This is a genomic window from Streptomyces sp. NPDC016845 (assembly GCF_044332585.1).
Classification (GTDB): Bacteria; Actinomycetota; Actinomycetes; order Streptomycetales; family Streptomycetaceae; genus Streptomyces.
In genome coordinates, this window is sequence record NZ_JBIRPI010000002.1 from 1 (window position 1) to 23,150 (window position 23,150).

General features: G+C 71.4%; 15 protein-coding genes. 10 read left to right on the top strand and 5 right to left on the bottom strand.

All coding sequences use genetic code 11. From position 1 onward, the window contains the following. Positions 1-126 precede the first annotated feature (126 nt). A complete protein-coding gene (locus ACH4RC_RS05925) occupies positions 127-1,698 on the bottom strand; it encodes an NADH-ubiquinone oxidoreductase-F iron-sulfur binding region domain-containing protein (RefSeq protein ID WP_398195761.1) in 1,572 nt (523 codons plus the stop codon). Continuing rightward, on the bottom strand, positions 1,695-3,020 hold the full coding sequence (locus tag ACH4RC_RS05930) for a cytochrome b/b6 domain-containing protein (protein ID WP_398195764.1): 1,326 nt from the start codon (positions 3,018-3,020) through the stop codon (positions 1,695-1,697). The genes ACH4RC_RS05925 and ACH4RC_RS05930 overlap by 4 nt, the downstream gene beginning before the upstream one ends. A gap of 477 nt (positions 3,021-3,497) precedes the next feature. Here ACH4RC_RS05930 and leuS point away from each other — a divergent pair, with 477 nt between their 5' ends. The 8 genes from leuS to holA all read left to right on the top strand — a co-directional run bounded on the left by leuS (position 3,498) and on the right by holA (position 14,648). Further along, positions 3,498-6,410, top strand: coding sequence for a leucine--tRNA ligase (leuS, locus tag ACH4RC_RS05935; protein ID WP_398195767.1), 2,913 nt, complete (start codon positions 3,498-3,500; stop codon positions 6,408-6,410). Positions 6,411-6,562: 152 nt separating this feature from the next. Further along, positions 6,563-7,246, top strand: a complete 684-nt coding sequence (locus ACH4RC_RS05940) for a hypothetical protein (protein ID WP_398195770.1) — start codon at positions 6,563-6,565, stop codon at positions 7,244-7,246. Positions 7,247-7,317: 71 nt separating this feature from the next. Then, entirely contained in the window at positions 7,318-8,166 is an 849-nt protein-coding gene (locus tag ACH4RC_RS05945; RefSeq protein ID WP_398195773.1) for a DegV family protein, read from the top strand. A gap of 471 nt (positions 8,167-8,637) precedes the next feature. Next, positions 8,638-9,363 (top strand): helix-hairpin-helix domain-containing protein, encoded by a 726-nt coding sequence (locus ACH4RC_RS05950; RefSeq protein WP_398195775.1) that lies wholly within the window; start codon positions 8,638-8,640, stop codon positions 9,361-9,363. A gap of 41 nt (positions 9,364-9,404) precedes the next feature. After that, positions 9,405-11,921 (top strand): ComEC/Rec2 family competence protein, encoded by a 2,517-nt coding sequence (locus tag ACH4RC_RS05955; protein ID WP_398195778.1) that lies wholly within the window; start codon positions 9,405-9,407, stop codon positions 11,919-11,921. 289 nt (positions 11,922-12,210) lie between these two features. Further along, complete coding sequence (locus tag ACH4RC_RS05960) at positions 12,211-13,092, top strand: YceI family protein (protein ID WP_398195781.1); 882 nt, start codon at positions 12,211-12,213, stop codon at positions 13,090-13,092. Between the two features lie 107 nt (positions 13,093-13,199). Further along, complete coding sequence (locus tag ACH4RC_RS05965; protein WP_398195783.1) at positions 13,200-13,445, top strand: hypothetical protein; 246 nt, start codon at positions 13,200-13,202, stop codon at positions 13,443-13,445. Positions 13,446-13,658: 213 nt separating this feature from the next. Continuing rightward, a complete protein-coding gene (holA, locus tag ACH4RC_RS05970) occupies positions 13,659-14,648 on the top strand; it encodes a DNA polymerase III subunit delta (protein ID WP_398195785.1) in 990 nt (329 codons plus the stop codon). 337 nt (positions 14,649-14,985) lie between these two features. Here the strand turns inward: holA and rpsT are convergent, their stop codons facing one another. After that, positions 14,986-15,252 carry a 30S ribosomal protein S20 gene (rpsT, locus tag ACH4RC_RS05975; protein WP_398195787.1) on the bottom strand — a complete coding sequence of 89 codons (267 nt, stop codon included), beginning with the start codon at positions 15,250-15,252 and terminating at the stop codon, positions 14,986-14,988. 258 nt (positions 15,253-15,510) lie between these two features. Here rpsT and lepA point away from each other — a divergent pair, with 258 nt between their 5' ends. Then, entirely contained in the window at positions 15,511-17,382 is a 1,872-nt protein-coding gene (gene lepA, locus ACH4RC_RS05980) for a translation elongation factor 4 (RefSeq protein ID WP_398195789.1), read from the top strand. A gap of 262 nt (positions 17,383-17,644) precedes the next feature. Continuing rightward, complete coding sequence (locus ACH4RC_RS05985; protein ID WP_398195792.1) at positions 17,645-19,534, top strand: AMP-dependent synthetase/ligase; 1,890 nt, start codon at positions 17,645-17,647, stop codon at positions 19,532-19,534. A 78-nt stretch (positions 19,535-19,612) separates the two neighbouring features. On the opposite strand, the gene ACH4RC_RS05990 is transcribed toward ACH4RC_RS05985, so the two are convergent. Next, complete coding sequence (locus tag ACH4RC_RS05990) at positions 19,613-20,203, bottom strand: two-component system response regulator (RefSeq protein ID WP_398195794.1); 591 nt, start codon at positions 20,201-20,203, stop codon at positions 19,613-19,615. Between the two features lie 12 nt (positions 20,204-20,215). After that, the coding region (locus ACH4RC_RS05995) for an ATP-binding protein (RefSeq protein WP_398195795.1) at positions 20,216-23,150 on the bottom strand (2,935 nt) is incomplete at its 5' end.

Below are 23,150 nucleotides of genomic sequence, written 5' to 3' on the forward strand. Positions count from 1 at the left end.
CTGTTCATCGTCCACCACAGGCACCTTTCTCGAATCTAGCTCGCTCTCCTCGGCCTGCACACCGACGGGCCGCGGGCCATCCGATCGGATGGCCCGCTTCCGTATGTCCATGTCACCTGAGCGGGGTCACCTGCGGGCGCGGCTGCGGCCCGGTGGCAGGGCGGGCGGGAGCGCGGGCCTGGGCGGCGCCGACGTGTCCTCCTCCAGGCGCAGGGCGAGCGCGGGGCACCGGCGTACGGCGCGTACGGCGTTCGCCTCCGAGTAGCGCGGGACCGCCACGTCCGCCACCGCCGGGAAACCGTCGGGGCCGAGCGGGATCAGCTCCGGGACGATGTCCGCGCACAGCCCGTGCCCCTTGCACAGCGTCCAGTCGACGGCGAGCCGCCTGCCGCTGGGCGCCTCCCCGGCCGGGGCCTGGGTGTGCAGCGGCAGCACCCCGCGCACCGGACGGCCGCACCCGGCGCCGAGCACGTGCGCCGCGAGGTCGTCGGTGAACGCGGAGATCGTCGACTCGATGAACGCCGCCGAGCCGTCGGGGTGCTTGCAGGCCCCGCGGCGCTTCACCGCGCGCGTGACCTCGCGCAGCGCCTCCAGGGCGGTGGGGCCGCCGCCGTTCAGGACGTCCTCCAGGCCGCGCGCGGCGGCGGGCAGCCCCAGGTAGCAGGGGCCGCACTGACCCGCGCTCTCCGAGGCAAGCCACCGCGCCACCTCAAGGGCCTCGCCGAGCGGGCAGGTGTCCGGGCCGATCGGCAGGATGGCGCCCGCGCCGAGCGCGCCGCCGCTCGCCTCCAGGGAGGCGCGGGAGACGATGGCGTCCTGCGCGCCGACCCCGTCCAGCCACTTGCCGTGGTAGCCGCCCGTGAGCACGCCCTGGGGGAGCGGCGGAGCACCGGCGAGCTGGAGGACGTAGCGCAGGGGGACGCCGGAGGGCACCTCCAGGACCATCGGGCGGGTGACGGCGCCGGAGAGCGTCAGCAGGATGGTGCCGGGCTCGTCGTGCAGGCCGGTGCGGCAGTAGCGCTCCGGGCCCGTCCGGGCGGCGACGGCGAGCTGCGCGAACGTCTCCGCGTTCGACAGCAGCGTGGGGGCGCCGCCCACCCCGGTGTCGGAGGCGCGCACCTTGCGGCCCGGCGGCATCGGCGGCCCGCCGTCCGCGGAGCGGATCAGGGCGGAGGACTCACCCGTCACCATGCGGACGGGATTGCGCTGCACGCGCGCGCGTAGCGGCGCGTTCCGCCGGTTCGACAGGCCGCGCTCCGCGAGGGCCGCCTGCATGGACGCCTCCGTGGAGTCGCGGGTCACGCCCACGACGAGCGTGCGCGCGCCGAGCGCCTCGGCGACCAGGAGCGCGCCGTCCAGGATCAGGTGCGGGGCCCGGTTGAGCAGCACCGTGTCCTTGCGGCAGGCGGGCTCGTCCTCGCTGCCGTTGACCACGACCACCGGGCGTACGCCGCGCCGGATCGCGGACTCGGCGACCGCGCGCAGCTTCTTGTGGAACGGGAAGCCCGCACCGCCCCGGCCGCGCAGCGACACCGCCTGCGCCAGCTGCGCGAGCGCTTCGCCCGCCATGGGTTTCAGCGGGCCGTGCACCTTGAGGTGCATATCGAGGTCGAGCCGGTCCACGAGGTCGAACCCCGACGTGAGCTGGGGAAGTCCGACGACGCGGACCTCGGGCACATCGGGCAGCGCCGTGTTCACTGCGGGCCTCCGTAGGGCGTGATCCAGGGCTCACCCGACGCGGGGGCCTGAAAGGGGCCGGGGAGCGGTTCGGTGGGGGGTTCGTAGTACGCGTCGGCCTCGTACACGCCGCCGTGCGCAGCGCCGTACGTGTCGCCGTGCGACGTGTCGCTGTGTGCACCGCCGTACGTGTCGCCGTGCGACGTGTCGCTGTGTGCACCGCCGTACGTGTCGCCGTGCGACGTGTCGCTGTGCGCACCGCCGTACGTGTCGCCGTGCGACGTGTCGCTGTGCGCACCGCCGTACGTGTCGCCGTGCGACGTGTCGCTGTGAGTGCCGCCGTAGGTGTCGCTGTGCGTGCCGCCGTACGTCTCGTCGTGCGTGTTGCTGTGGGTGGTGTCGCCCTCGTAGGCGGGGACGCCCGCGTACGGGGTCTCGTACATCGGGTCGTACGACGACTGCGGGGCCTGGGCCGGAGGGGGAGGCGAGGGCGCGGGCCAGAGTTGCGCGGGCGAGGCCTTGGGCGGCGCCTCGACGCGGGGGCCGACGGACACGGCGCGGTAGGCGGCCGAGAAGCCGACGCCGGCGGAGGCGGGTGGAGAGGAAGGTGGCGGTGCTGAGCGGGGCGGAGGCTCGGGGTACGTGTTACGTAACACGTCGGGAGAAGTGCGGGGCGCGGGCGGCGTTGTACGTAACACCTCGGCGGGGGCTCTCGGGCCCGGGTCGAGGAAGGCGAGGATGCGGGCCGCGACCTTGCGCTTGACCGTCCGGGGCGCCGCCCGCAGGGCCACCGCACCGGCGACCCCGAGCAGGCACAGGCCGTACAGGACGACCACGTACGCCTTGGGCGGGCGACCCGCGTAGAGCCCGTGCAGCAGGGCCAGGCACCATGCCGGGTAGGCGAGCATGTGGGTCGCGCGCCAGCGGGTGGCGAGGGCGGCGGGGGAGGCCATGGAGCTGCGCAGCGCGCCGGTGACGCCGGTGGTCACCATGAGGAGACCGGCGAGCACGCCGAGGCCGATGAGCCCGCTGCTGCCGGTGGTGCCCGCCCCGAAGGGGATCAGCGCCTCGACGAGCGTGACGTGGGCCAGCGCCAGCTTCACGCTGACGTGCAGCAGCAGGAAGCCGAGGGAGGCGACCGCGGTGGCGCGGTGGACGCCCTGGGCGAGCAGCCGCTGCCTCGTCGTCAGGAACAGGCGGTCGGAGGCGACCAGGCCCCAGACGACGGACGCCGTGAGGGAGACCAGGGAGAGCACGCCCGTGGTGAAGTCGAGCGCCACGCGGAAGGCGTCGCTCCCCGTGACCACGACCACGGGTATGAGCAGGAGGACCACCGCGCTCACCACCCCCGTTCTCGCGCGGCGGTCGTGAGTGGAGCGGCGTGAACTTCCGCTGAGGTGAGGGGAATTCAACTTGTGAGGGGTTCGAGGAGACATGGGGGCGACTCCGAAAGGTTCGGCACAGTGGACCCACAGCCCGCACTCTAGGTCGGCGCATACCGGCCAGTACGAGGTTTGAGTTATCTCGCCGTTATCTTGAGGCGGCTCGGCATGGGCGTTGCCCCGATAGCGGGCGGTACGCGGAGTAACCATTGGCCAAGGCTGGGGCGCGTGGAAGCCCGTCGCGGCTCGCGCGAGGCCTGCGGTACCCTGACGCCATGCGTGCCGTATGCCTTCTGCTTAGTGAGCCGCGCTGATCAGTCCCGACCCGCCCCCTGGGCGTGAGGTCGGAATCGGCGCGGCGTCCCCTCCTGTGCGAGGGGCTTTTTCATTTTCGAGCACGGGCCGCCGGCAGAGACGATCGATGGAGCTTTGAGGATCATGAGCGAGACGAACACCGCCGCCGCTTCCGAGGCGGCGGTCGCGCCGCACCGCTACACGGCGGCCATGGCTGCCGACATCGAGGCACGCTGGCAGGACTTCTGGGACGCGCACGGCACGTACGAGGCGCCCAACCCGACCGGTGACCTGGCCGACGGCTCGGGGCTGGCCGCCCGCCCCAAGAAGTTCGTCATGGACATGTTCCCGTACCCCTCGGGTGCGGGCCTGCACGTCGGACACCCGCTGGGCTACATCGCCACGGACGTCTACGCCCGCTTCCAGCGCATGACCGGGCACAACGTGCTGCACACCCTGGGCTTCGACGCGTTCGGCCTGCCCGCCGAGCAGTACGCCGTGCAGACGGGCACCCACCCGCGCACGTCGACCGAGGCCAACATGGACAACATGCGGCAGCAGCTGCGCCGCCTGGGCCTGGGCCACGACAAGCGCCGGTCGTTCGCCACGATCGACCCGGAGTACTACAAGTGGACGCAGTGGATCTTCCTGCAGATCTTCAACTCCTGGTACGACGACGACCTGAAGAAGGCCCGCCCCATCGCCGAGCTGGTCACCCAGTTCGAGTCCGGTGAGCGCGCCGTCGACGGCGGCCGCGCCTGGGCCGAGCTGAGCGAGACCGAGCGGGCCGACGTCCTGAGCGGCTACCGCCTGGCGTACGCCTCTGACGCGCCCGTCAACTGGGCGCCGGGCCTGGGCACCGTCCTGGCCAACGAGGAGGTCACCGCCGACGGCCGCTCCGAGCGCGGCAACTTCCCCGTCTTCAAGGCGAAGCTGCGCCAGTGGAACATGCGCATCACCGCCTACGCCGACCGCCTGATCGACGACCTGGACGGCCTGGACTGGCCCGAGGCGATCAAGCTGCAGCAGCGCAACTGGATCGGCCGCTCCGAGGGCGCCCGCATCGACTTCGCGGTCCCGACGGGCTCCGGTGACGGCACCGAGGCGATCACCGTCTTCTCGACCCGCCAGGACACCCTGTTCGGCGCCACCTACATGGTCCTGGCGCCCGAGCACGAGCTGGTCGAGCGGATCGTCCCGGCCACCTGGCCCGAGGGCACCCACGAGGTGTGGACGGGCGGGCACGCGACCCCCGCCGAGGCCGTCGCCGCGTACCGCAAGCAGGCCGCCGCGAAGTCGGACGTCGAGCGCCAGGCCGAGGCCAAGGACAAGACCGGCGTCTTCACCGGCGCGTACGCGGTCAACCCGGTCAGCGGCGAGCAGGTCCCGGTCTTCATCGCCGACTACGTCCTGATGGGCTACGGCACCGGCGCGATCATGGCCGTACCGGCGCACGACGCGCGTGACTTCGCGTTCGCGCGCGCTTTCGAGCTGCCTATGCGCTGCGTCGTCGAGCCCTCGGACGACCGCGGCACCGACCCGTCGACGTGGGACGACGCGTTCGTCGCGTACGAGGCGAAGCTGGTCAACTCGGCGGGCGACGACATCAGCCTGGACGGCCTGGGCGTCGCCGACGCCAAGGCGCGGATGACCGAATGGCTGGAGCGCAAGGGCATCGGCCACGGCACCGTCAACTTCCGGCTGCGCGACTGGCTGTTCAGCCGCCAGCGCTACTGGGGCGAGCCCTTCCCGATCGTCTACGACGAGGACGGCGTCGCCCACCCGCTGCCCGAGTCGATGCTGCCCCTGGAGCTGCCCGAGGTCGAGGACTACAGCCCTCGTACGTTCGACCCGGACGACGCCGACACGCAGCCCGAGACGCCGCTGTCGCGCAACGAGGAGTGGGTCCACGTCACCCTGGACCTGGGCGACGGCAAGGGCCCGCGCAAGTTCCGCCGCGAGACCAACACCATGCCCAACTGGGCCGGTTCCTGCTGGTACGAGCTGCGCTACCTGGACCCGCACAACAGCGAGAAGCTGGTCGACCCCGAGGTCGAGCAGTACTGGATGGGCCCGCGCGAGGGGATGCCCACCGGCGGCGTCGACCTGTACGTGGGCGGCGCCGAGCACGCCGTGCTGCACCTGCTGTACGCCCGTTTCTGGTCCAAGGTGCTGTTCGACCTGGGCCACATCTCGTCGGCCGAGCCGTTCCACAAGCTGTTCAACCAGGGCATGATCCAGGCCTACGTCTACCGGGACGCGCGCGGCATCGCCGTACCGGCCGCCGAGGTGGAGGAGCGCGACGGCGCCTACTACTTCGAGGGCCAGAAGGTCACGCGCCTGCTGGGCAAGATGGGCAAGTCCCTGAAGAACGCCGTCACGCCCGACGAGATCTGCGCCGAGTACGGCGCGGACACCCTGCGCCTGTACGAGATGGCGATGGGCCCGCTGGACGTGTCGCGCCCGTGGGACACGCGCGCGGTGGTGGGCCAGTTCCGCCTGCTGCAGCGGCTGTGGCGCAATGTCGTCGACGAGGCGACCGGCGAGGTCACCGTCGCGGACGTCGCCGAGGCGGACATCGACGTGGCCACGCTGCGCGCCCTGCACAAGGCGATCGACGGCGTCCGCGGCGACCTGGAGGGCATGCGCTTCAACACCGCCATCGCCAAGGTCACCGAGCTGAACAACCACCTGGTCAAGGCGTACGCGGGCAGCGCCCTGCCGCGCTCGGTCGCCGAGCGCCTGGTGCTGCTTGTCGCGCCGCTGGCCCCGCACGTCGCCGAGGAGCTGTGGCGCAAGCTGGGCCGCACCGACTCGGTCGTCCACCAGGACTTCCCGGTCGCCGACCCGGCGTACGTCGTCGACGAGTCCGTCACCTGCGTCGTGCAGATCAAGGGCAAGGTCAAGGCACGGCTGGAGGTCTCCCCGTCGATCTCCGACGAGGAGCTGGAGAAGGTCGCCCTGGCCGACGAGAAGGTCGTCGCCGCGCTGGACGGCGCCGGTATCCGCAAGGTGATCGTGCGGGCGCCGAAGCTGGTGAACATCGTGCCCGCGTAAGCGCGCTCAGGGTTGTTCCCTACGGGCAGGTTGGGGGTTCCGATGGAACCCTCGGCCTGCCCGCTCCGTTTACGGTGGAGAGGAGCCAGTCGGAGTCAGTCGGAGTCTGGCGGATTCAGACGGATTCAGCCGGGCGATTTCGGAGGAGCGCTGTGGAAGCTGTGCTGGTGATCGTGGCGCTGATCTTCATCGTGTGCCTGGTACTCGGCGTGTACGCGACCGTCAAGGCGGTCGGCGCCGCCAAACGCGGCGTGGACCGCAAGGTCGAGCAGGCACGGCGGGCCGTGGAGGACACCACTTTGCGGGCCCGCACGTTCGCGCAGCCCGGCGCGGCGGCGGAACTGGCCCAGCTGCGGCTGAGGCTGCGCACCTCCATGCGGGCCACCCAGGACTCGCTGCACGCGCGCGTAGGTGAAGACGTTTCGCTCAAGGAGTCCCTCGGCCTCTTCGCGCGTCTGAGCGCGCACGGACACGAGCTGGACGACGAGCTCAAGCGCCTGGAGCGCGAGCCCGACAAGGCGCACGTACGGCGCCTGCTGCCCGAGCTCGGGGCGCGTACGGAGCAGATCGCGGCGTCCGCCGACGCCCTGCGCCACGCGGCACGGGAGCGGGCCGGCCGCTTCGCCGACGGCGACCTGGACGCACTGCGCGCGCAGATCGACCTGGAGGCGGGGGCGTTGCGGCATTGGACATCGGCGGAGGACGCGCCGTCCTTCGAGTCCGGGCCGGCCACAGACCCACCGGTTCAGGAGCCCGCGCGGCCCTCGATCACGCCGCCGGGTGTGCGACCCACCTATCCGTGGCAGAAGAATCCCCGTCCTGAGAGCACGACTTGACCTCGCCCGCCTGACGCGGGCGGCGGGGGCCGGACTGCCGCGGGGCGGCCCCGGCGGGTAACCTCCGGTGCATGTCCCGCCATGTCACGATCGTCACCGATTCAACGGCCTACTTGCCGCAGCGGACGATGGAGGACCACGGCATCACCGCGGTGCCGCTGACCGTGGTCCTGGGCGATCGGGCGCTCGAGGAGGGCACGGAGATCTCCGCCCGCTCGGTCGCGGAGGCGCTGCGCAAGCGCCGCTCGGTGACGACGTCGAGGCCGAGCCCCGAGCAGTTCGCCGAGACGTACCGCAAGGTCGCCGAGTCCGGCGCGACCGGCATCGTCTCGCTGCATCTGTCCGCCGAGTTCTCCGGGACGTACGACGCGGCGGTCCTCGCCGCGCGGGAGGCGCCGGTCCCGGTGCGCGTCGTGGACACCGGGATGGTGGCCATGGCCCTCGGTTTCTGCGCGCTCGCGGCGGCGGAGACGGCCGACGCGGGCGGCACCGTCGACGAGGCGGTGACCGCGGCGGAGAAGCGGGCTGCGGGCACCTCCGCCTACTTCTACGTCGACACCCTGGACTATCTGCGCCGCGGCGGGCGGATCGGGGCGGCGCAGGCGCTGCTCGGCTCCGCGTTCGCCGTCAAGCCGCTGCTCCAGCTGGACGGCGGCCGCATCGAACTCATGGAGAAGGTCCGCACCGCGTCGAAGGCGATCGCGCGGCTGCGGGAGATCGTCGCCGAGCGGGCGGGTGGCGGCCAGGTCGACATCGCCGTGCATCACCTCGCGGCGCCGGAGCGGGCGGAGGCGCTCTCCGGCTGGCTGCGCGAGCATGTGCCGGGCCTCGGCGAGCTGCATGTCAGTGAGGTGGGAGCGGTGATCGGGGCGCATACCGGGCCCGGGTTGGTGGGGGCCGTGGTGTCGCCTCGGGCATAGGCGGATCGAATTCTGTTCCGGGTGGCGTGCGGTGTGTGAGGGTGGCGGAGTTTTCCACAACTGCGGGGTTGTCCCCGGGAATTGACCAAGATCCACTGATCTGGCGCGGACTGCCTACCGTCTCGTGGCATGGCACTTCGATCACTGTCACGGACAGCGCACGTATCCAGCGGGCCGGGCCGCGGCCCCACCTCCGACGGCCGGACCCGGCATCGGCACGTCGTGCGGCGGCGCGCTCGTCGCAGGCGGCTGGCGGCGGAGCGGACGCGGTCGCGGGCGGAGGCGTTGTTCGCGCCGCCCCGGCCGTACTATGCGCGTCCCGCGCCCGAGCCTGAACCTCCGCCCGCGCTTCCGCCCCCGCGCCTTCCTTCGTCTTCGGCCCCTCCTACGCTTCCGGCCCCGCGCCCTCCGGCGTCTTCGGCCACTCCTTCTCCTTCTCCTTCGCCTTCGCCGGAGCCTGATGGTGAGCGGGTGCAGACGTGGCGGGAGCGGGCGGCGCTCGCCGTGCGCGACCGGCTGCCGCTGTGGGTGCAGACCCGGTGCGGGATCGAGCGGCGGGGCGCGCTGGCCCTGGTCGTCGTCGTGGGCGTGGTGGCGCTCTTCGCGGTGCAGCACTTCTGGGCGGGGCGTACGCAGCCGGTGCGAGCGCCGGAGACGGTCCGCGCGGCGGTGCCGTCTCCGGTCGGTGAGCCGCCGGGAGCGGCTGCCGACGCTGCCGGACCGGGCCCGGCCGCGTCGAGCGGGGCCGCCACGATCGTCGTGGATGTCGGCGGCAAGGTCCGCAGGCCCGGGGTGCGGCGGTTGCCGGCCGGGGCCCGGGTGGCGGACGCCTTGCGGGCGGCGGGCGGGGTCCGCCCGGGTGCGGACACCTCGGGGCTGAACAGGGCGCGGCTCCTGACGGACGGCGAGCAGGTCCTTGTCGGCGCACCGGCCGCCCCGGTCGCGGGGGCGCCGAGCGGACCGGCAGGCGCGGGTACGGGAGGAGCGGCGGGGGCGGCACCCGCGGGGCCGATCGGGCTCAACACCGCCACACTGGAACAGCTCGACACGCTGCCGGGCGTCGGCCCCGTCCTCGCCCAGCACATTCTCGACTACCGCGCGGAGCACGGGGGTTTCCGTTCGGTCGAGGAATTGCGCGAGGTCAACGGGATCGGGGACCGCCGCTTCGAGGACCTGCACGACCTGGTCCAGCCGTGAATGCGGCACGGGGCTCGGAACGGGACTCGGGGCAGAACCCGGTGCCAGGTCCGGGGCAGAACCCGGAGCAGGGCTCGGCGCGGGGGCCTGGGCAGGCCGAGCCCTTGGACCTGCGGCTGGTGCCGCCCGCGCTGACGGTGTGGCTGACAGCGGCGGTGACGCTCACGGTTCCGGGCCAGTGGGCCGCGGCGCTGGCGGTGACTTGCGGGGTTGTCGGAGTGACGCTGCTGGTGCTGCTGTGCCGTGCGGCAGGCCGCCCGAGGCGTCGCGCATGGCGGAGGCCGTCCGCCGCCGTGCTGCTGCTCTGTGTCGCCGCGGCCACGGTCTCCGCGGGGCTGCACGGGGCCGAGTTGCGCCGCGGGCCCGTGCCCGAGCTGGCCGACCGCTATGCGCGGGTGGATGCCGAACTGGAGGTGACCGCCGACCCCCGGGTCAGTCGGCCCCGGATCACTGGGGATCACCAGGCGCCGACCGCCATGCTGATCGAGGCGGACGTCGTACGGGTGAAGGCGGACGGCGGGACGATGACGCGGACCCGGGCGCCCGTCCTGGCCGTCGTCGAGGGGCGCGGCAGCGCGTGGCTGTCCCTGCTGCCGAGTACGCGGATCCGGGTCGAGGGCGGGCTCGCCCCGGCGTTCAGGGACGGGGACCGGATCGCGGCGGTGCTGCGGGTCCGGCGGCAGGAGGGCCCGGCGGGGCATGCGGGGCCTCACCTCGTGGCGCGGGCGAGCGGTCCGCAGCGGTTGGCCGCGACCTTGCGCGCGGGGCTGCGCGAGGCGACGGGCGGGCTGCCCGGGGACGCGCGGGCGCTGCTGCCCGGCCTCGTGGTCGGCGACACGGCCCGCGTCACACCGGAGCTGCACGCGGCGTTCCGGGCGACGGACATGCTGCACCTGCTGGCGGTGAGCGGAGCCAACTTCACCATCCTGCTCGCCCTGCTCATCGGGCCGCCGGGCACCGCGCACCTCGTGGAGCGGCGGGGCCTCGCACCGCGGGTCGGCCTGTCGCTCAGAGTGACGTCGCTGCTGGGTGGAGCGCTCACGCTCGGGTTCGTCGTGGTGTGCCGGCCGGAGCCGAGCGTGCTGCGGGCGGCGGCGTGCGGGGCGATCGCGTTGCTCGCCGTAGCGACGGGGCGCCGTAGATCGCTGATCCCGGCGCTGGCCACGGCGGTGCTGCTGCTCGTCCTCTACGACCCGTGGCTGGCGCGGAGTTACGGGTTCCTGCTGTCGGTGCTCGCCACCGGGGCGCTCCTCACGCTGGCCCCGAGGTGGAGCGCGGGGCTGCGGCGTCGCGGGGTTCCGGCGCGGCTCGCCGAGGCGCTGGGCGCCGCCGCGGCGGCGCAGGCGGTGTGCGCGCCGGTCGTCGCCGTCCTGGCGGCGCGGGTGAGTCTGGTGGCGGTGCCGTGCAACCTGCTGGCGGAGTTCGCCGTGGCACCGGCGACGGTGCTCGGGTTCGCCGCCCTGGCGACGGCGCCGGTGGCGATGCCGGTCGCCGAACTCCTCGCCTGGTGCGCCGGTTGGCCCGCGGGGTGGATCGCGGGCATCGCGCGGACGGGGGCGGCGCTGCCGGGCAACGGGGTGGACTGGCCGGGCGGCTGGCGCGGTGGGGTGCTGCTCGCGGTCGGCACGGTGGTGGCCGTCCTTGTGGGGCGCAGAGTGCTGAAGTCCGCGTGGGTGGTGGCCGCTTGCGCGGTGGTGCTGCTTCTGGCCGTGGTGCAGCCACCCCCGCTCACCCGGGTCATCACGGGCTGGCCGCCGCCGGGCTGGCGCATGGTGATGTGCGATGTGGGGCAAGGTGACGCGCTGGTGCTCGCGGCGGGGGCCGGGGCGGGCGTGGTGGTGGACGCCGGGCCCGATCCGGTGCCGGTGGACCGGTGCCTGCGCTCGCTCGGCATCACGAAGGTGCCGTTGCTGCTGTTCACGCACTTTCACGCGGATCATGTGGCGGGCCTGGCCGGGGTGTTGCGGGGGCGGTCCGTCGGGGTGATCGAGACGACGGCGTTGCAGGAGCCGGTGGACCAGGTGGCGTTCGTCCGGCGGCTCGCCGCGCGGCACGGGGTGCCGGTGGAGCGGGCGGCGGCGGGAGAGCGGCGCCGGGCCGGGCCGCTCGGCTGGGAGGTGCTGTGGCCGCCGTCGCGGCCGGTCCCCGCGCCGGACGGACCGAACGACGCGAGCGTCACGCTGCTCGTGCGCACCGCGGGACTGACCCTGTTGCTGCTCGGCGACCTCGAACCGCCCGCGCAGCGCGCCCTGCTGAGAACCGCTGACGGGGCCAGGCTGCCGCCGGTCGACGTGCTCAAAGTCGCTCATCACGGCTCGGCGTTTCAGGACCCGGAGCTGCTGCGCAGGGTCGCTCCCCGGCTCGCGCTCGTCTCGTGCGGGGCCGACAACCCGTACGGGCATCCGGCGCCGCGCACGGTGGAGACGTTGCGGCGGGGCGGTGCGGAGGTGCTGCGCACGGACCGGGACGGGGCGGTCGCGGTGGTGGGGCGAGGCGAGGCAGGCGGCCGGGGCGGAGCCGGTGGGCCAGGTCTGGAGGTGGCGCACATGAAGCGCTGAGCCGGTGCCGACCGGCGGCGCCCGGCGGGAGGGCCCGGCGGGGTGGTCCGCCGCGCCCGCCTCCTGCCCGGCCGACTTTCCGGCGGTCGTGCGCCAACCAGCCCGTCCAGCTCGGCCGACCTTCCGGCAGTTCTGCGCCAACCAGCCCCTACCGCCCAGCCTGTGCGTTCTCTGAGAGGAAAGGCCCATGTTGCCTGAAAAGGCGCATCGATGATCGAATGTTGTTTCGTTCAAGCAGCAACGATCGTGGTGACGATCGTTGTCGAGGCGCACTGGGGTGGGGTAGGTCATGTTCGGCCGCTTGCTAAGAAACCGTACGAACCGTGCTCAACGGACAAGTCCATTGGCGGCGGTGACGGTGCCGCCCCGCGCGGGGGTGCTGAGCGGCCGGGTTCTGGACCCGGTCAGCGAGCCGGTGCGGGAAGCCGAGTTCGCGGTGAGCGACGCGATGGGGCGCAAGGTGGTGAGCGGGGGGACCGATCCGTTCGGCTCGTTCGTGACGACCGTGCCCGCGGGGGAGTACCGACTGGCTGTCTCGGCGGAGGGGTACGCCCCTTACCACGGCAGCGCCACGGTCACCGAGAACGGGCACGCCTCACTCGGGGACGTCACGCTCCAGGTCGCCCCGCCGCCGCAGCTGCCCGAGCCGGGGGACTGGGAGATCGAGCCGACGCACTCCTCGATCGCGTTCACGGCGCGGCACATCGGGCTCGCGCGGATCCACGGCAGGTTCAACAGCTTCGCGGGGGCGTTGCGGCTGGCCGACCGGATCGAGGAGTCCGCGATGCATGTCGTGATCGACGCCTCGTCCATCGACACGAACGTGAAGATGCGCGACGACCACCTGCGGTCGGCGGACTTCCTCGACGTGGACCGGTTCCCGACCCTTGAGTTCTACGGCGACCGCTTCACGCACAAGGGCGGCAGCCGCTGGGCCGTCACCGGCGCTCTCTCGCTGCACGGCGTCACCCGCACGGTCACGCTCGACGCGGAGTACCTGGGGCTCGGCAACGGCATGGAGGGCGAGACCCGCGCCGCCTGCCGCGCCACGACGGAGCTGCACCGCGACGACTTCACGGTCAGCTGGCAGACCATGCTCGCGCGGGGCATAGCGGTCGTCGGCTCCAGCGTCAGGATCGACCTCGACGTGCAGATCGTGCCCAAGGGCTGAGTGGGCTGAGTGGGCGGAGTGGGCTGAGCGGGCGGAGTGCGGCAGGGGTCGGGATGCGGCAGGGGCCGGGGTGCGGCAGCACTCGGCGCGTGTCGGAAAATGGTGACGTGAGCGATGTGAGACACGTACTGGTGCTGCCCGACCGCGACGCGGCGGAGGAGGTCGCCGAGGCGCTGGGGGAGCGCTTCGGCGTGGCCGAGGAGCCCCAGCTCGTACGGGACGCGCTGGCCGGTGAGGACGACGCGGAGGACGCGCAGTGGCTGGTGGTCGTCGAAGACCCGCAGGGGCGGCTCGACGCGGCGCGGCTGGACGAGTTCGCGGCGGGCTGGGACGGCTGGCGCGAGGAGCAGTAGCCGCCTCTCGCGGTAGTCGGCAGTAGCCGCCTCTCTCGGGAGCCGCCTCTCTCGGGAGCCGCCTCTCCCGAGAGCCGCCTCTCCCGAGAGCCGCCCCTCGCAGTGGTCGGCCCGCGTGGCAGGCGCCCCCGTGAGGAAGTCCGCTGAGGCCAGCCCGGCCCTGCCGGCGGCAGCCGGTCGTGATGTCAGTGCCCCGTGGGATGCTTGTCCGCGATGGCCAGGAAGACTGCAAACGATGATCCTCTCGCCCCCGTCACCGTCGCGGTGGGCCAGGAGGACCTCCTGCTCGACCGCGCTGTGCGGGAGGTCGTGGTGGCGGCGCGGGCCGCTGACGCGGACACGGATGTGCGCGATCTCAGTTCGGACCAGTTGCAGCCCGGCACGCTGGCCGAGCTGACGAGCCCGTCGCTGTTCGCCGAGCGCAAGGTCGTCGTCGTACGCAATGCGCAGGATCTGTCGGCGGACACCGTCAAGGACGTGAAGGCGTATCTCGGCTCGCCCGTCGAGGAGATCACGCTGGTGCTGCTGCACGCCGGGGGCGCCAAGGGCAAGGGGCTGCTCGACGCCGCGCGCAAGGCCGGGGCCCGGGAGGTCGCCTGCCCGAAGATGACGAAGCCGGCGGACCGGCTGGCGTTCGTGCGCGGGGAGTTCCGGACGATCGGGCGGTCCGCGACGCCCGAGGCGTGCCAGGCGCTCGTCGACGCCATCGGCAGTGACCTGCGCGAGCTGGCGTCGGCTGCCACGCAGCTCGCCGCCGACATCGAGGGGACGATCGACGAGGCCGTCGTCGGGCGGTACTACACGGGGCGGGCGGAGGCATCCAGCTTCACCGTCGCGGACCGGGCCGTGGAGGGGCGGGCCGCGGAGGCCCTGGAGGCGCTGCGGTGGTCGTTGTCGACCGGGGTGGCGCCCGTGCTGATCACCAGCGCGCTCGCGCAGGGGGTGCGGGCCATCGGCAAGCTGTCCTCCGCCCGCGGAGGCCGTCCGGCGGATCTGGCCCGGGAGCTGGGGATGCCGCCGTGGAAGATCGATCGGGTGCGGCAGCAGATGCGGGGGTGGACGCCGGACGGGGTTTCCGTCGCCCTGCGGGCCGTGGCCGAGGCGGACGCGGGGGTCAAGGGTGGTGGTGACGACCCCGAGTACGCGCTCGAGAAGGCGGTCGTCACTGTCGCGCGGGCCGCGCGGTCGCGCGGGCGGGGCTGATCGGAGCCGTCGGCCCGGTTCGCCGCGCCCCCGGGATCGAGATCGCCCCCTCCGCCCCTTCCCTTCCCTTCCCTTCCCTTCCCGTCCCGTCCCTGGGGGCTGCGCCCCAGACCCCCGGTTGAGACGAGACAAGACAGGACAGGACAGGGCAGGACAAGACAGAACAAGACCCCGCCCTTCGCGGCAGCAGCCGTATCAGGACGGGGTCTCGGTTCAAGCTCAAGATGAACCCACACCCGCGTGGCGAACGCAGTCGCGTGTGGGTTCGGGTTGCCGGTCGGGGGCGGATGAGAGAGGGCCCGCCCGGGTCCTTCCGGCGTCAGGTCAAGACAGAGGTTCAGCCCTTGAGGCCGGCAACCTTCGAAGCAAGCGCCGACTTCTTGTTGGCGGCCTGGTTCTTGTGGATGACACCCTTCGAGACGGCCTTGTCGAGCTGGCGCGCGGCAGCGCGCTGGTACTCGGTGGCCTTCTCGACGTCACCCGCGGCAGCGGCCTCGCGGGCCTTGCGGATCGCGGTCTTCAGGGAAGACTTGACGGTCTTGTTGCGCAGGCGCGCCTTCTCGTTGGTCTTGATCCGCTTGATCTGGGACTTGATGTTCGCCACGAAATGAGCCTTTGCAGGTTCTGGCACAGGGCCGACGAGGGTCCCGTGCCGATGGTTTTCACTGAGTGTGTGCCTCGGGCTTAGAGGGCAAGAGACACAGCTGCCCACGGTATCAGCCGCAGTCCCACCGGCCCAAACCGGCCCCGATGCGCACCCCCCACCGGGCCAGACCGGTACCGGTACCCCGTCCGTGGGACCATGGAAGCTACGTATCGATCCGACCCGAGGCATAAGGCGCCTCAAGAGACAGGACCCTGCGTGCCCGCGATCCCTAACAATGTGCCCGAGCCGAGCCGTACCGACCCGGCGCTGCTCCGCAATTTCTGCATCATCGCGCACATCGACCACGGCAAGTCCACGCTCGCCGACCGGATGCTCCAGCTGACCGGAGTGGTCGAACAGCGGCAGATGCGTGCTCAGTACCTCGACCGGATGGACATCGAGCGCGAGCGCGGCATCACGATCAAGTCCCAGGCGGTGCGACTGCCCTGGGCCCCCACCGAGGGCCCGGACCAGGGCAGTACCCACATCCTCAACATGATCGACACCCCGGGACACGTGGACTTCACGTACGAGGTCTCGCGCTCGCTCGCCGCGTGCGAGGGCACGATCCTGCTCGTCGACGCCGCCCAGGGCATCGAGGCCCAGACCCTCGCCAACCTGTACCTGGCGATGGAGAACGACCTCAAGATCGTCCCGGTTCTCAACAAGATCGACCTGCCGGCCGCCCAGCCCGAGAAGTTCTCCGAGGAGCTGGCGAACCTCATCGGCTGCGACCCCGAGGACGTCCTCAAGGTCTCCGCGAAGACCGGGATGGGCGTCGAGGCGCTGCTCGACAAGGTCGTCGCCGAGATCCCGCCGCCGGTCGGCGTCGCCGACGCCCCGGCCCGCGCGATGATCTTCGACTCGGTCTACGACTCCTACCGCGGCGTCGTGACCTACGTACGAGTGGTCGACGGCCAGCTCAACAAGCGTGAGCGGATCCGGATGATGTCCACCGGCGCCACCCACGAGCTGCTCGAGATCGGTGTCTCCTCGCCCGAGATGACGCCGGCCGACGGCATCGGCGTCGGTGAGGTGGGTTACATCATCACCGGCGTGAAGGACGTCCGGCAGTCCAAGGTCGGTGACACGATCACCTCCCTGCACAACGGCGCGACCGAGGCGCTCGGCGGGTACAAGGACCCCAAGCCGATGGTGTTCTCGGGTCTGTATCCGCTGGACGGCTCGGAATACCCGGACCTGCGCGAGGCCCTCGACAAGCTGCAGCTCAACGACGCGGCGCTGGTCTACGAACCGGAGACCTCGGCCGCGCTCGGCTTCGGCTTCCGCGTGGGCTTCCTCGGTCTGCTGCACCTCGACGTGATCCGTGAGCGGCTCGAGCGCGAGTTCGGGCTCGACCTCATCGCCACCGCTCCGAACGTGGTCTACCGCGTGATCATGGAGGACGGCACTGAGCACACCGTCACCAACCCGAGCGAGTTCCCCGAGGGCAAGATCGACCAGGTGTACGAGCCCGTCGTACGCGCCACGGTCCTCGCCCCGAGCGAGTTCATCGGCTCGATCATGGAGCTGTGCCAGAACCGGCGCGGCACCCTGCTCGGCATGGACTACCTCTCCGAGGACCGCGTCGAGATCCGCTACACGCTGCCGCTCGCCGAGATCGTCTTCGACTTCTTCGACCACCTGAAGTCCAAGACCCGCGGCTACGCCTCGCTCGACTACGAGCCCACCGGCGAGCAGTCCGCCCAGCTCGTCAAGGTTGACATCCTGCTGCACGGCGACAAGGTCGACGCCTTCTCCGCCGTCACCCACAAGGACGCCGCCTACGCGTACGGTGTGCGGCTCGTCGCCAAGCTGCGCGAGCTCATCCCGCGCCAGGCCTTTGAGGTGCCGATCCAGGCGGCGATCGGCTCCCGGGTGATCGCCCGAGAGACGATCCGCGCCATCCGCAAGGACGTCCTCGCCAAGTGCTACGGCGGTGACATCTCCCGTAAGCGGAAGCTCCTGGAGAAGCAGAAGGAGGGCAAGAAGCGGATGAAGATGGTCGGCTCCGTCGAGGTGCCGCAGGAGGCCTTCATCGCGGTCCTGTCCAGCGACGACAGTGGCGGCGGCAAAAGCAAGAAGTAACCCCCGGGCGAGTACCGCGTCATCCGCCGGTGACGCGGAAGCGGTGGGTCCGGCACGCACACGCGTGCCGGACCCACCGCTTTTGTGTGGGCCCTGTGTGCGCCGGGGCCACGGTGGCGGCCTCGGAGAAGTCGCACCCCGGAGCCCCTTACGCGCTGGGCGAGCGCGTTTTACCCTGATCACTGCTCAATGGTTACTCGCCAGTTAAACAAGCCGCGTTTCAACAGCCGCGTTCCCACAGTCGCGGGCCCCGGAGGACGTCGTGAGCGACACACAGACCCTGATCGAGAACCGTCCGCCCTCCGTGGCGTCCCTCTTCCTGGAGCGCGTCGCGGCCACACCCGACGCCGAGGCCTACCGCTACCCCGTACCGGCGCCCGCGGGCAGCGGCCCCGACGACTGGAAGTCGCTGAGCTGGGAGCAGGCCGCGCAGCGGGTCTACGCCATCGCCGCCGGCCTCGTGGAGCTGGGGATAAAGGCCGAGGAGCGGGTGGCGCTCGCCTCCTCGACGCGGGTCGAGTGGATCCTCGCCGACCTCGGCATCATGTGCGCGGGCGCGGCGACCACCACGGTCTACCCGCAGACCAATGCCGAGGAGTCGGCGTTCATCCTGGCCGACTCCGAGTCGAAGGTGCTCGTCGCCGAGGACGCGGCGCAGCTCGCCAAGGCCCGTGAGCGCCGTGCGGAGCTGCCCGAGCTGACCCACGTCGTGGTGATGGACGCGACCGGCGTCGAGCCCGACGCCGCCGACCCCGACGGCTGGCTGCTCACCCTGGAGGACCTGGAGGCGCGCGGCACGGCGTACCTGGAGAAGAACCCGGACGTCGTCAAGGAGCGCGTCGCCGCGATCTGCAAGGAGCAGCTCGCCACTCTCATCTACACGTCCGGGACGACCGGCCGCCCCAAGGGTGTCCGGCTGCCGCACGACAACTGGTCGTACATGGCGAAGGCGATCTCCGCGACCGGTCTCGTCAGCACGGACGACGTGCAGTACCTGTGGCTGCCGCTCGCGCACGTCTTCGGCAAGGTGCTCACCAGCGGGCAGATCGAGGTCGGGCACGTGACGGCGGTCGACGGCCGCGTCGACAAGATCATCGAGAATCTGCCGGTCGTGCAGCCGACCTACATGGCGGCCGTGCCGCGCATCTTCGAGAAGGTCTACAACGGCGTCGCGGCCAAGGCGCGAGCCGGCGGCAACGCCAAGTTCAAGATCTTCCAGTGGGCGGCAGGGGTCGCCCGCGAGTACGCGAAGGTCAGCCAGGACAACTTCCGCCGCACCGGCGTCGCCTCCGTCCCCTTCGGCCTCGCCTCGAAGCACAAGGTCGCCGACGCGTTGGTCTACAGCAAGCTGCGCGAGGCGTTCGGCGGGCGGCTGCGCGCCTGCGTCTCGGGATCGGCGGCGCTCGCCCCCGAGATCGGCTACTTCTTCGCCGGCGCGGGCGTCCACATCCTGGAGGGCTACGGCCTGACGGAGTCCTCGGCCGCGTCCTTCGTCAACCCGGGTGAGGCGTACCGCACCGGCACCGTCGGCAAGCCGCTGCCCGGCACCGAGGTGCGCATCGCGGACGACGGCGAGATCCTCCTGCGCGGCCCCGGCATCATGGAGGGCTACCACCAGCTGCCCGAGAAGACCGCCGAGGTCCTGGAGAGCGACGGCTGGTTCCACACCGGGGACATCGGCGAGCTGTCCGTCGACGGCTACCTGCGCATCACCGACCGCAAGAAGGACCTGATCAAGACGTCGGGCGGCAAGTACATCGCCCCGGCCGAGGTCGAGGGCCAGTTCAAGGCGGTCTGCCCGTACGTGTCGAACATCCTGGTGCACGGCGCGAACCGGAACTTCTGCACCGCGCTCATCGCCCTCGACGAGGTCGCCGTCCTGCAGTGGGCCAAGGAGAACGGCCTCGGCGGCAAGTCCTACGAGGAAGTCGTCGCCGCCCCCGCGACCGTGCGGCTCATCGAGGGCTACGTGCGCGAGCTGAACGAGGGCCTGCAGCGCTGGCAGACCATCAAGAAGTTCAAGCTGCTGCCCCGCGACCTCGACGTGGAGCACGGCGAGCTGACGCCGAGCCTCAAGCTGAAGCGGCCCGTCGTGGAGCGCGAGTACAAGGGGCTGCTCGACGAGATGTACGCCGGATCCCGCGAGGGCTGACCGGGGGAGGCGCCCCGCCGAAACGGCCGAGAAAGCAGAGAAGGCCGAGAAGGCCGAGAAGGCCGAAGGCCCAACGGCTCAGGGGCGCCTCATCGTCCGCATCGTCTCCTCCATCCGCGTCAGGTGGTGGCGCAGCTCCCGGACGTCCGGGTCGGCCGCCTGCGACAGCTGGCGTTCGATCGACGTCATCCGGGCCGCCAGCGCGTCGAACTGCTGCTGCTCGCGGGCGAGGAGCCGCTCCAGCTGCTGGTTCTTGCGGTGCAGGTCGAGGAAGACGGTGACCTTCGCGCGCAGCACCCATGGGTCGAAGGGCTTGGTGAGGTAGTCGGCGGCGCCCGTCGCGTAGCCGCGGAAGGCGTATCCGGTGTCGTCGGAGTCGGTGCCGGTGAGGAAGATGATCGGCACGTTCTTCGTCTGGTCGAGGCGCTTGATGTTCGTCGCCGTCTCGAATCCGTCCATGCCCGGCATCCGGATGTCGAGCAGGATGACGGCGAAGCGGCGACGGAGGATCGCCTTCATCGCCTCCTCGCCCGAACGGGCCCGTACCAGCGGCTCGTTGAGCGATCCGAGGACGGCTTCGAGCGCGACGAGGTTGTCCTCCATGTCGTCGACGAGCAGGATGCTCGCCCGTTCGTCCGACTTCGGCTCTGTCAGCTCTGCAGTGGTCATGATGCCGGTCCCTCAATCGGTCGTCGGCGGGGTGACGGGTTCGCCCGCGCCCGCGGGGCTCTCGGGCCCGTCCGCGTCCGGTGCGGTGGACTCGTCCGTGTCGTGGTCCGCGGGGGCGTCGTGGTCCGCAGTGGCCAGGAGGTCGCAGACGACGGTCAGCAGCTGGTCCACGTCCACCGGTTTCGGTACGTAGTCGTTGGCGCCCTTGGCGATCGACTTCTCCCGGTCGCCGGGCATGGCCTTCGCGGTGAGCGCCACGATGGGCAGCCCGGCCCAGCGCGGGGTTCCGCGGATGACGGAGATCGTCTCGTAGCCGTCCATCTCCGGCATCATGATGTCCATCAGGACGAGCCCGATGTCGGGGTTGCGCTCCAGGGTCTCGATCCCCTCGCGGCCGTTCTCCGCGTACAGGACGGGCATGCCCACGCGGCCGAGGACGTGGGTGAGCGCGAAGACGTTGCGGATGTCGTCGTCGACGATGAGCACGCGGCGGCCCGGCAGCACCTGGCCCGCGAGGCCGGTCCTCCACCGCTCCAGCTTCGTCGGCGTCGGCCAGTTGTCCTCCTGTTCGTGGAGCGGGTACGACTCCGGGGAGCCGTCCTCCCGGGCGTCCTGCTGTGCGGGGAGGACGGGCGCCGGGTTCGCCTGGGGCGCCTCGGTCAGCGGCTCGTGCCCCGGGTGCGCCACCGGCACGTACAGGGTGAAGGTGGAGCCCTTGCCCGGCTCGCTCTCGGCGATGATGCGCCCGCCGAGCAGCCCGGCGATCTCCCGGCTGATCGACAGGCCGAGCCCGGTGCCGCCGTATTTGCGGTTGGTGGTGCCGTCGGCCTGCTGGAACGCCTCGAAGATGACGGGGAGTTTGTCGCGGGCGATGCCGATGCCGGTGTCGGAGACGGCGAACGCGATCAGGTCGTCGCTGTCCCGCACGAACTGGTGCTCGGGGTCCTTGACCCGGTTGACCCGCAGCTCGACCTTGCCGTTCGCGGTGAACTTGATCGCGTTCGACAGCAGGTTGCGCAGGATCTGCTGGATGCGCTGCTCGTCGGAGAAGACCTCGCGCGGCACGTCCTCGCCGACCGACACGTCGAAGGCGAGCCCCCGGTCGAGGGTGATCGGGCGGAACGTGGCGTGCACGTAGTCGAGGAGCTTGATGAGCGGGAGCTTCTTGGGGCGTACGTCCATGCGCCCGGCCTCGATCTTCGACAGGTCGAGGATGTCGTTGATGAGCTGGAGCAGGTCCGAGCCCGAGCGGTGGATCGTCGTCGCGAACTGCACCTCCTGGTCGTTGAGGTGGCCGTCCGGGTTGTCGGAGAGCAGCCGGGCCAGGATGAGCAGCGAGTTGAGCGGGGTGCGCAGCTCGTGCGACATGTTCGCCAGGAACTCCGACTTGTACTGGGAACTGGTCGCGAGCAGCGCCGCCTTCTCCTCCAGCTCCGCGTTCGAGCGCTGCAGCTCGCCCTGCTGACGCTGGAGTTCGTCCGACCGCTCCTGGAGCTGGGTCGCCAGGCGCTGGGACTCGCCGAGCAGGGACTCGGTGCGCGAGTTGGCGATGATGGTGTTGATCGCGACGCCGATCGTGTTCACGAACTGGTCGAAGAAGGCCAGGTGGACGTCGGAGAAGCGGGAGAAGGACGCCAGCTCGATCACGCCGAGCAGCTTGTCCTCGAAGAGGATCGGGATGATGACGACGGAGGCGGGAGCAGCCTCCCCGAGCCCGCTGTTGATCTTGATGTAGTCGGGCGGCGCCTCCTCCACCAGGATGCGCTTCTTCTCCAGGGCCGCCTGCCGTACGAGGCCGTGGACGGGCATGCCCCCGGTGTCGACGACCGAGGCGGCCGCCGAGGCGTAGGCCGCGATGTAGGCCAGCCCCTTGGCCGGGATCGACGTACGGATCGGGGTGTCGCCCTCGTCCGGCTCGGCCAGGAAGAAGGCGCCGTACTGCGCGTTCACCAGCGGGGTCAGCTCGCGCAGGATCAGGTCGGCGACCTCCATCAGGTCCCGGTGGCCCTGCATCAGGGCCGCGAGGCGCGCCAGGTTCGACTCCAGCCAGTCCTTCGCGCGGGTCGTCTCGCGCAGGTTGGCCACCATCAGGTTGATGTTGTCCTTCAGCTCGGCGACCTCGCCGCGCGTCTCCACCGCGATGGAGCGGGACATGTCGCCCTGGGTCACCGCGGACGCCACCTCGGCGATGGCGCGGACCTGCGTGGTCAGGTTCGACGCCAGCTCGTTGACGTTCGTCGTCAGCCGCTTCCAGGTGCCGTAGACGCCCTCGACCCGGGCCTGCCCGCCCAGCTGGCCCTCGGAGCCGACCTCCCGGGCCACGCGCGTGACCTCGGAGGAGAACGACGACAGGGTGTCGACCATCGTGTTGATGGTCGTCTTCAGTTCGAGGATCTCGCCGCGCGCGTCGACGTCGATCTTCTTGGAGAGGTCGCCCTGGGCGACGGCCGTGGCGACCTGGGCGATGTTGCGGACCTGGGAGGTCAGGTTGTCCGCCATGTAGTTGACGTTGTCCGTCAGGTCCTTCCACACGCCGGAGACGCCGTGCACCGTCGCCCGCCCGCCGAGCCTGCCGTCCGTACCGACCTCGCGGGCCACGCGCGTGACCTCGTCGGCGAAGCCGCGCAACTGCTCCACCATCGTGTTGACGGTGTCCTTCAGTTCGAGGATCTCGCCGCGCGCGTCGACCGAGATCTTCTTCGACAGGTCGCCCTGCGCGACCGCCGTCGTGACCTGGGCGATGTTGCGCACCTGGGAGGTGAGGTTCGACGCCATGAAGTTGACGTTGTCGGTGAGCTCCTTCCAGACCCCGGAGACGCCGCGGACCTGCGCCTGACCACCGAGGTTCCCTTCGGTGCCGACCTCGCGGGCGACGCGCGTGACCTCGTCGGCGAAGGCGGAGAGCTGGTCGACCATCGTGTTGATCGTCGACTTCAGTTCGAGGATC

Excerpts from the sequence above, each read along its gene's own strand:
- leuS (WP_398195767.1), top strand. The coding sequence starts at position 3,498 with ATGAGCGAGACGAACACCGCCGCCGCTTCCGAGGCGGCGGTCGCGCCG.
- ACH4RC_RS05945 (WP_398195773.1), top strand. The coding sequence starts at position 7,318 with ATGTCCCGCCATGTCACGATCGTCACCGATTCAACGGCCTACTTGCCG.
- ACH4RC_RS05960 (WP_398195781.1), top strand. The coding sequence starts at position 12,211 with ATGTTCGGCCGCTTGCTAAGAAACCGTACGAACCGTGCTCAACGGACA.
- holA (WP_398195785.1), top strand. The coding sequence starts at position 13,659 with ATGGCCAGGAAGACTGCAAACGATGATCCTCTCGCCCCCGTCACCGTC.
- ACH4RC_RS05990 (WP_398195794.1), bottom strand. The coding sequence starts at position 20,203 with ATGACCACTGCAGAGCTGACAGAGCCGAAGTCGGACGAACGGGCGAGC.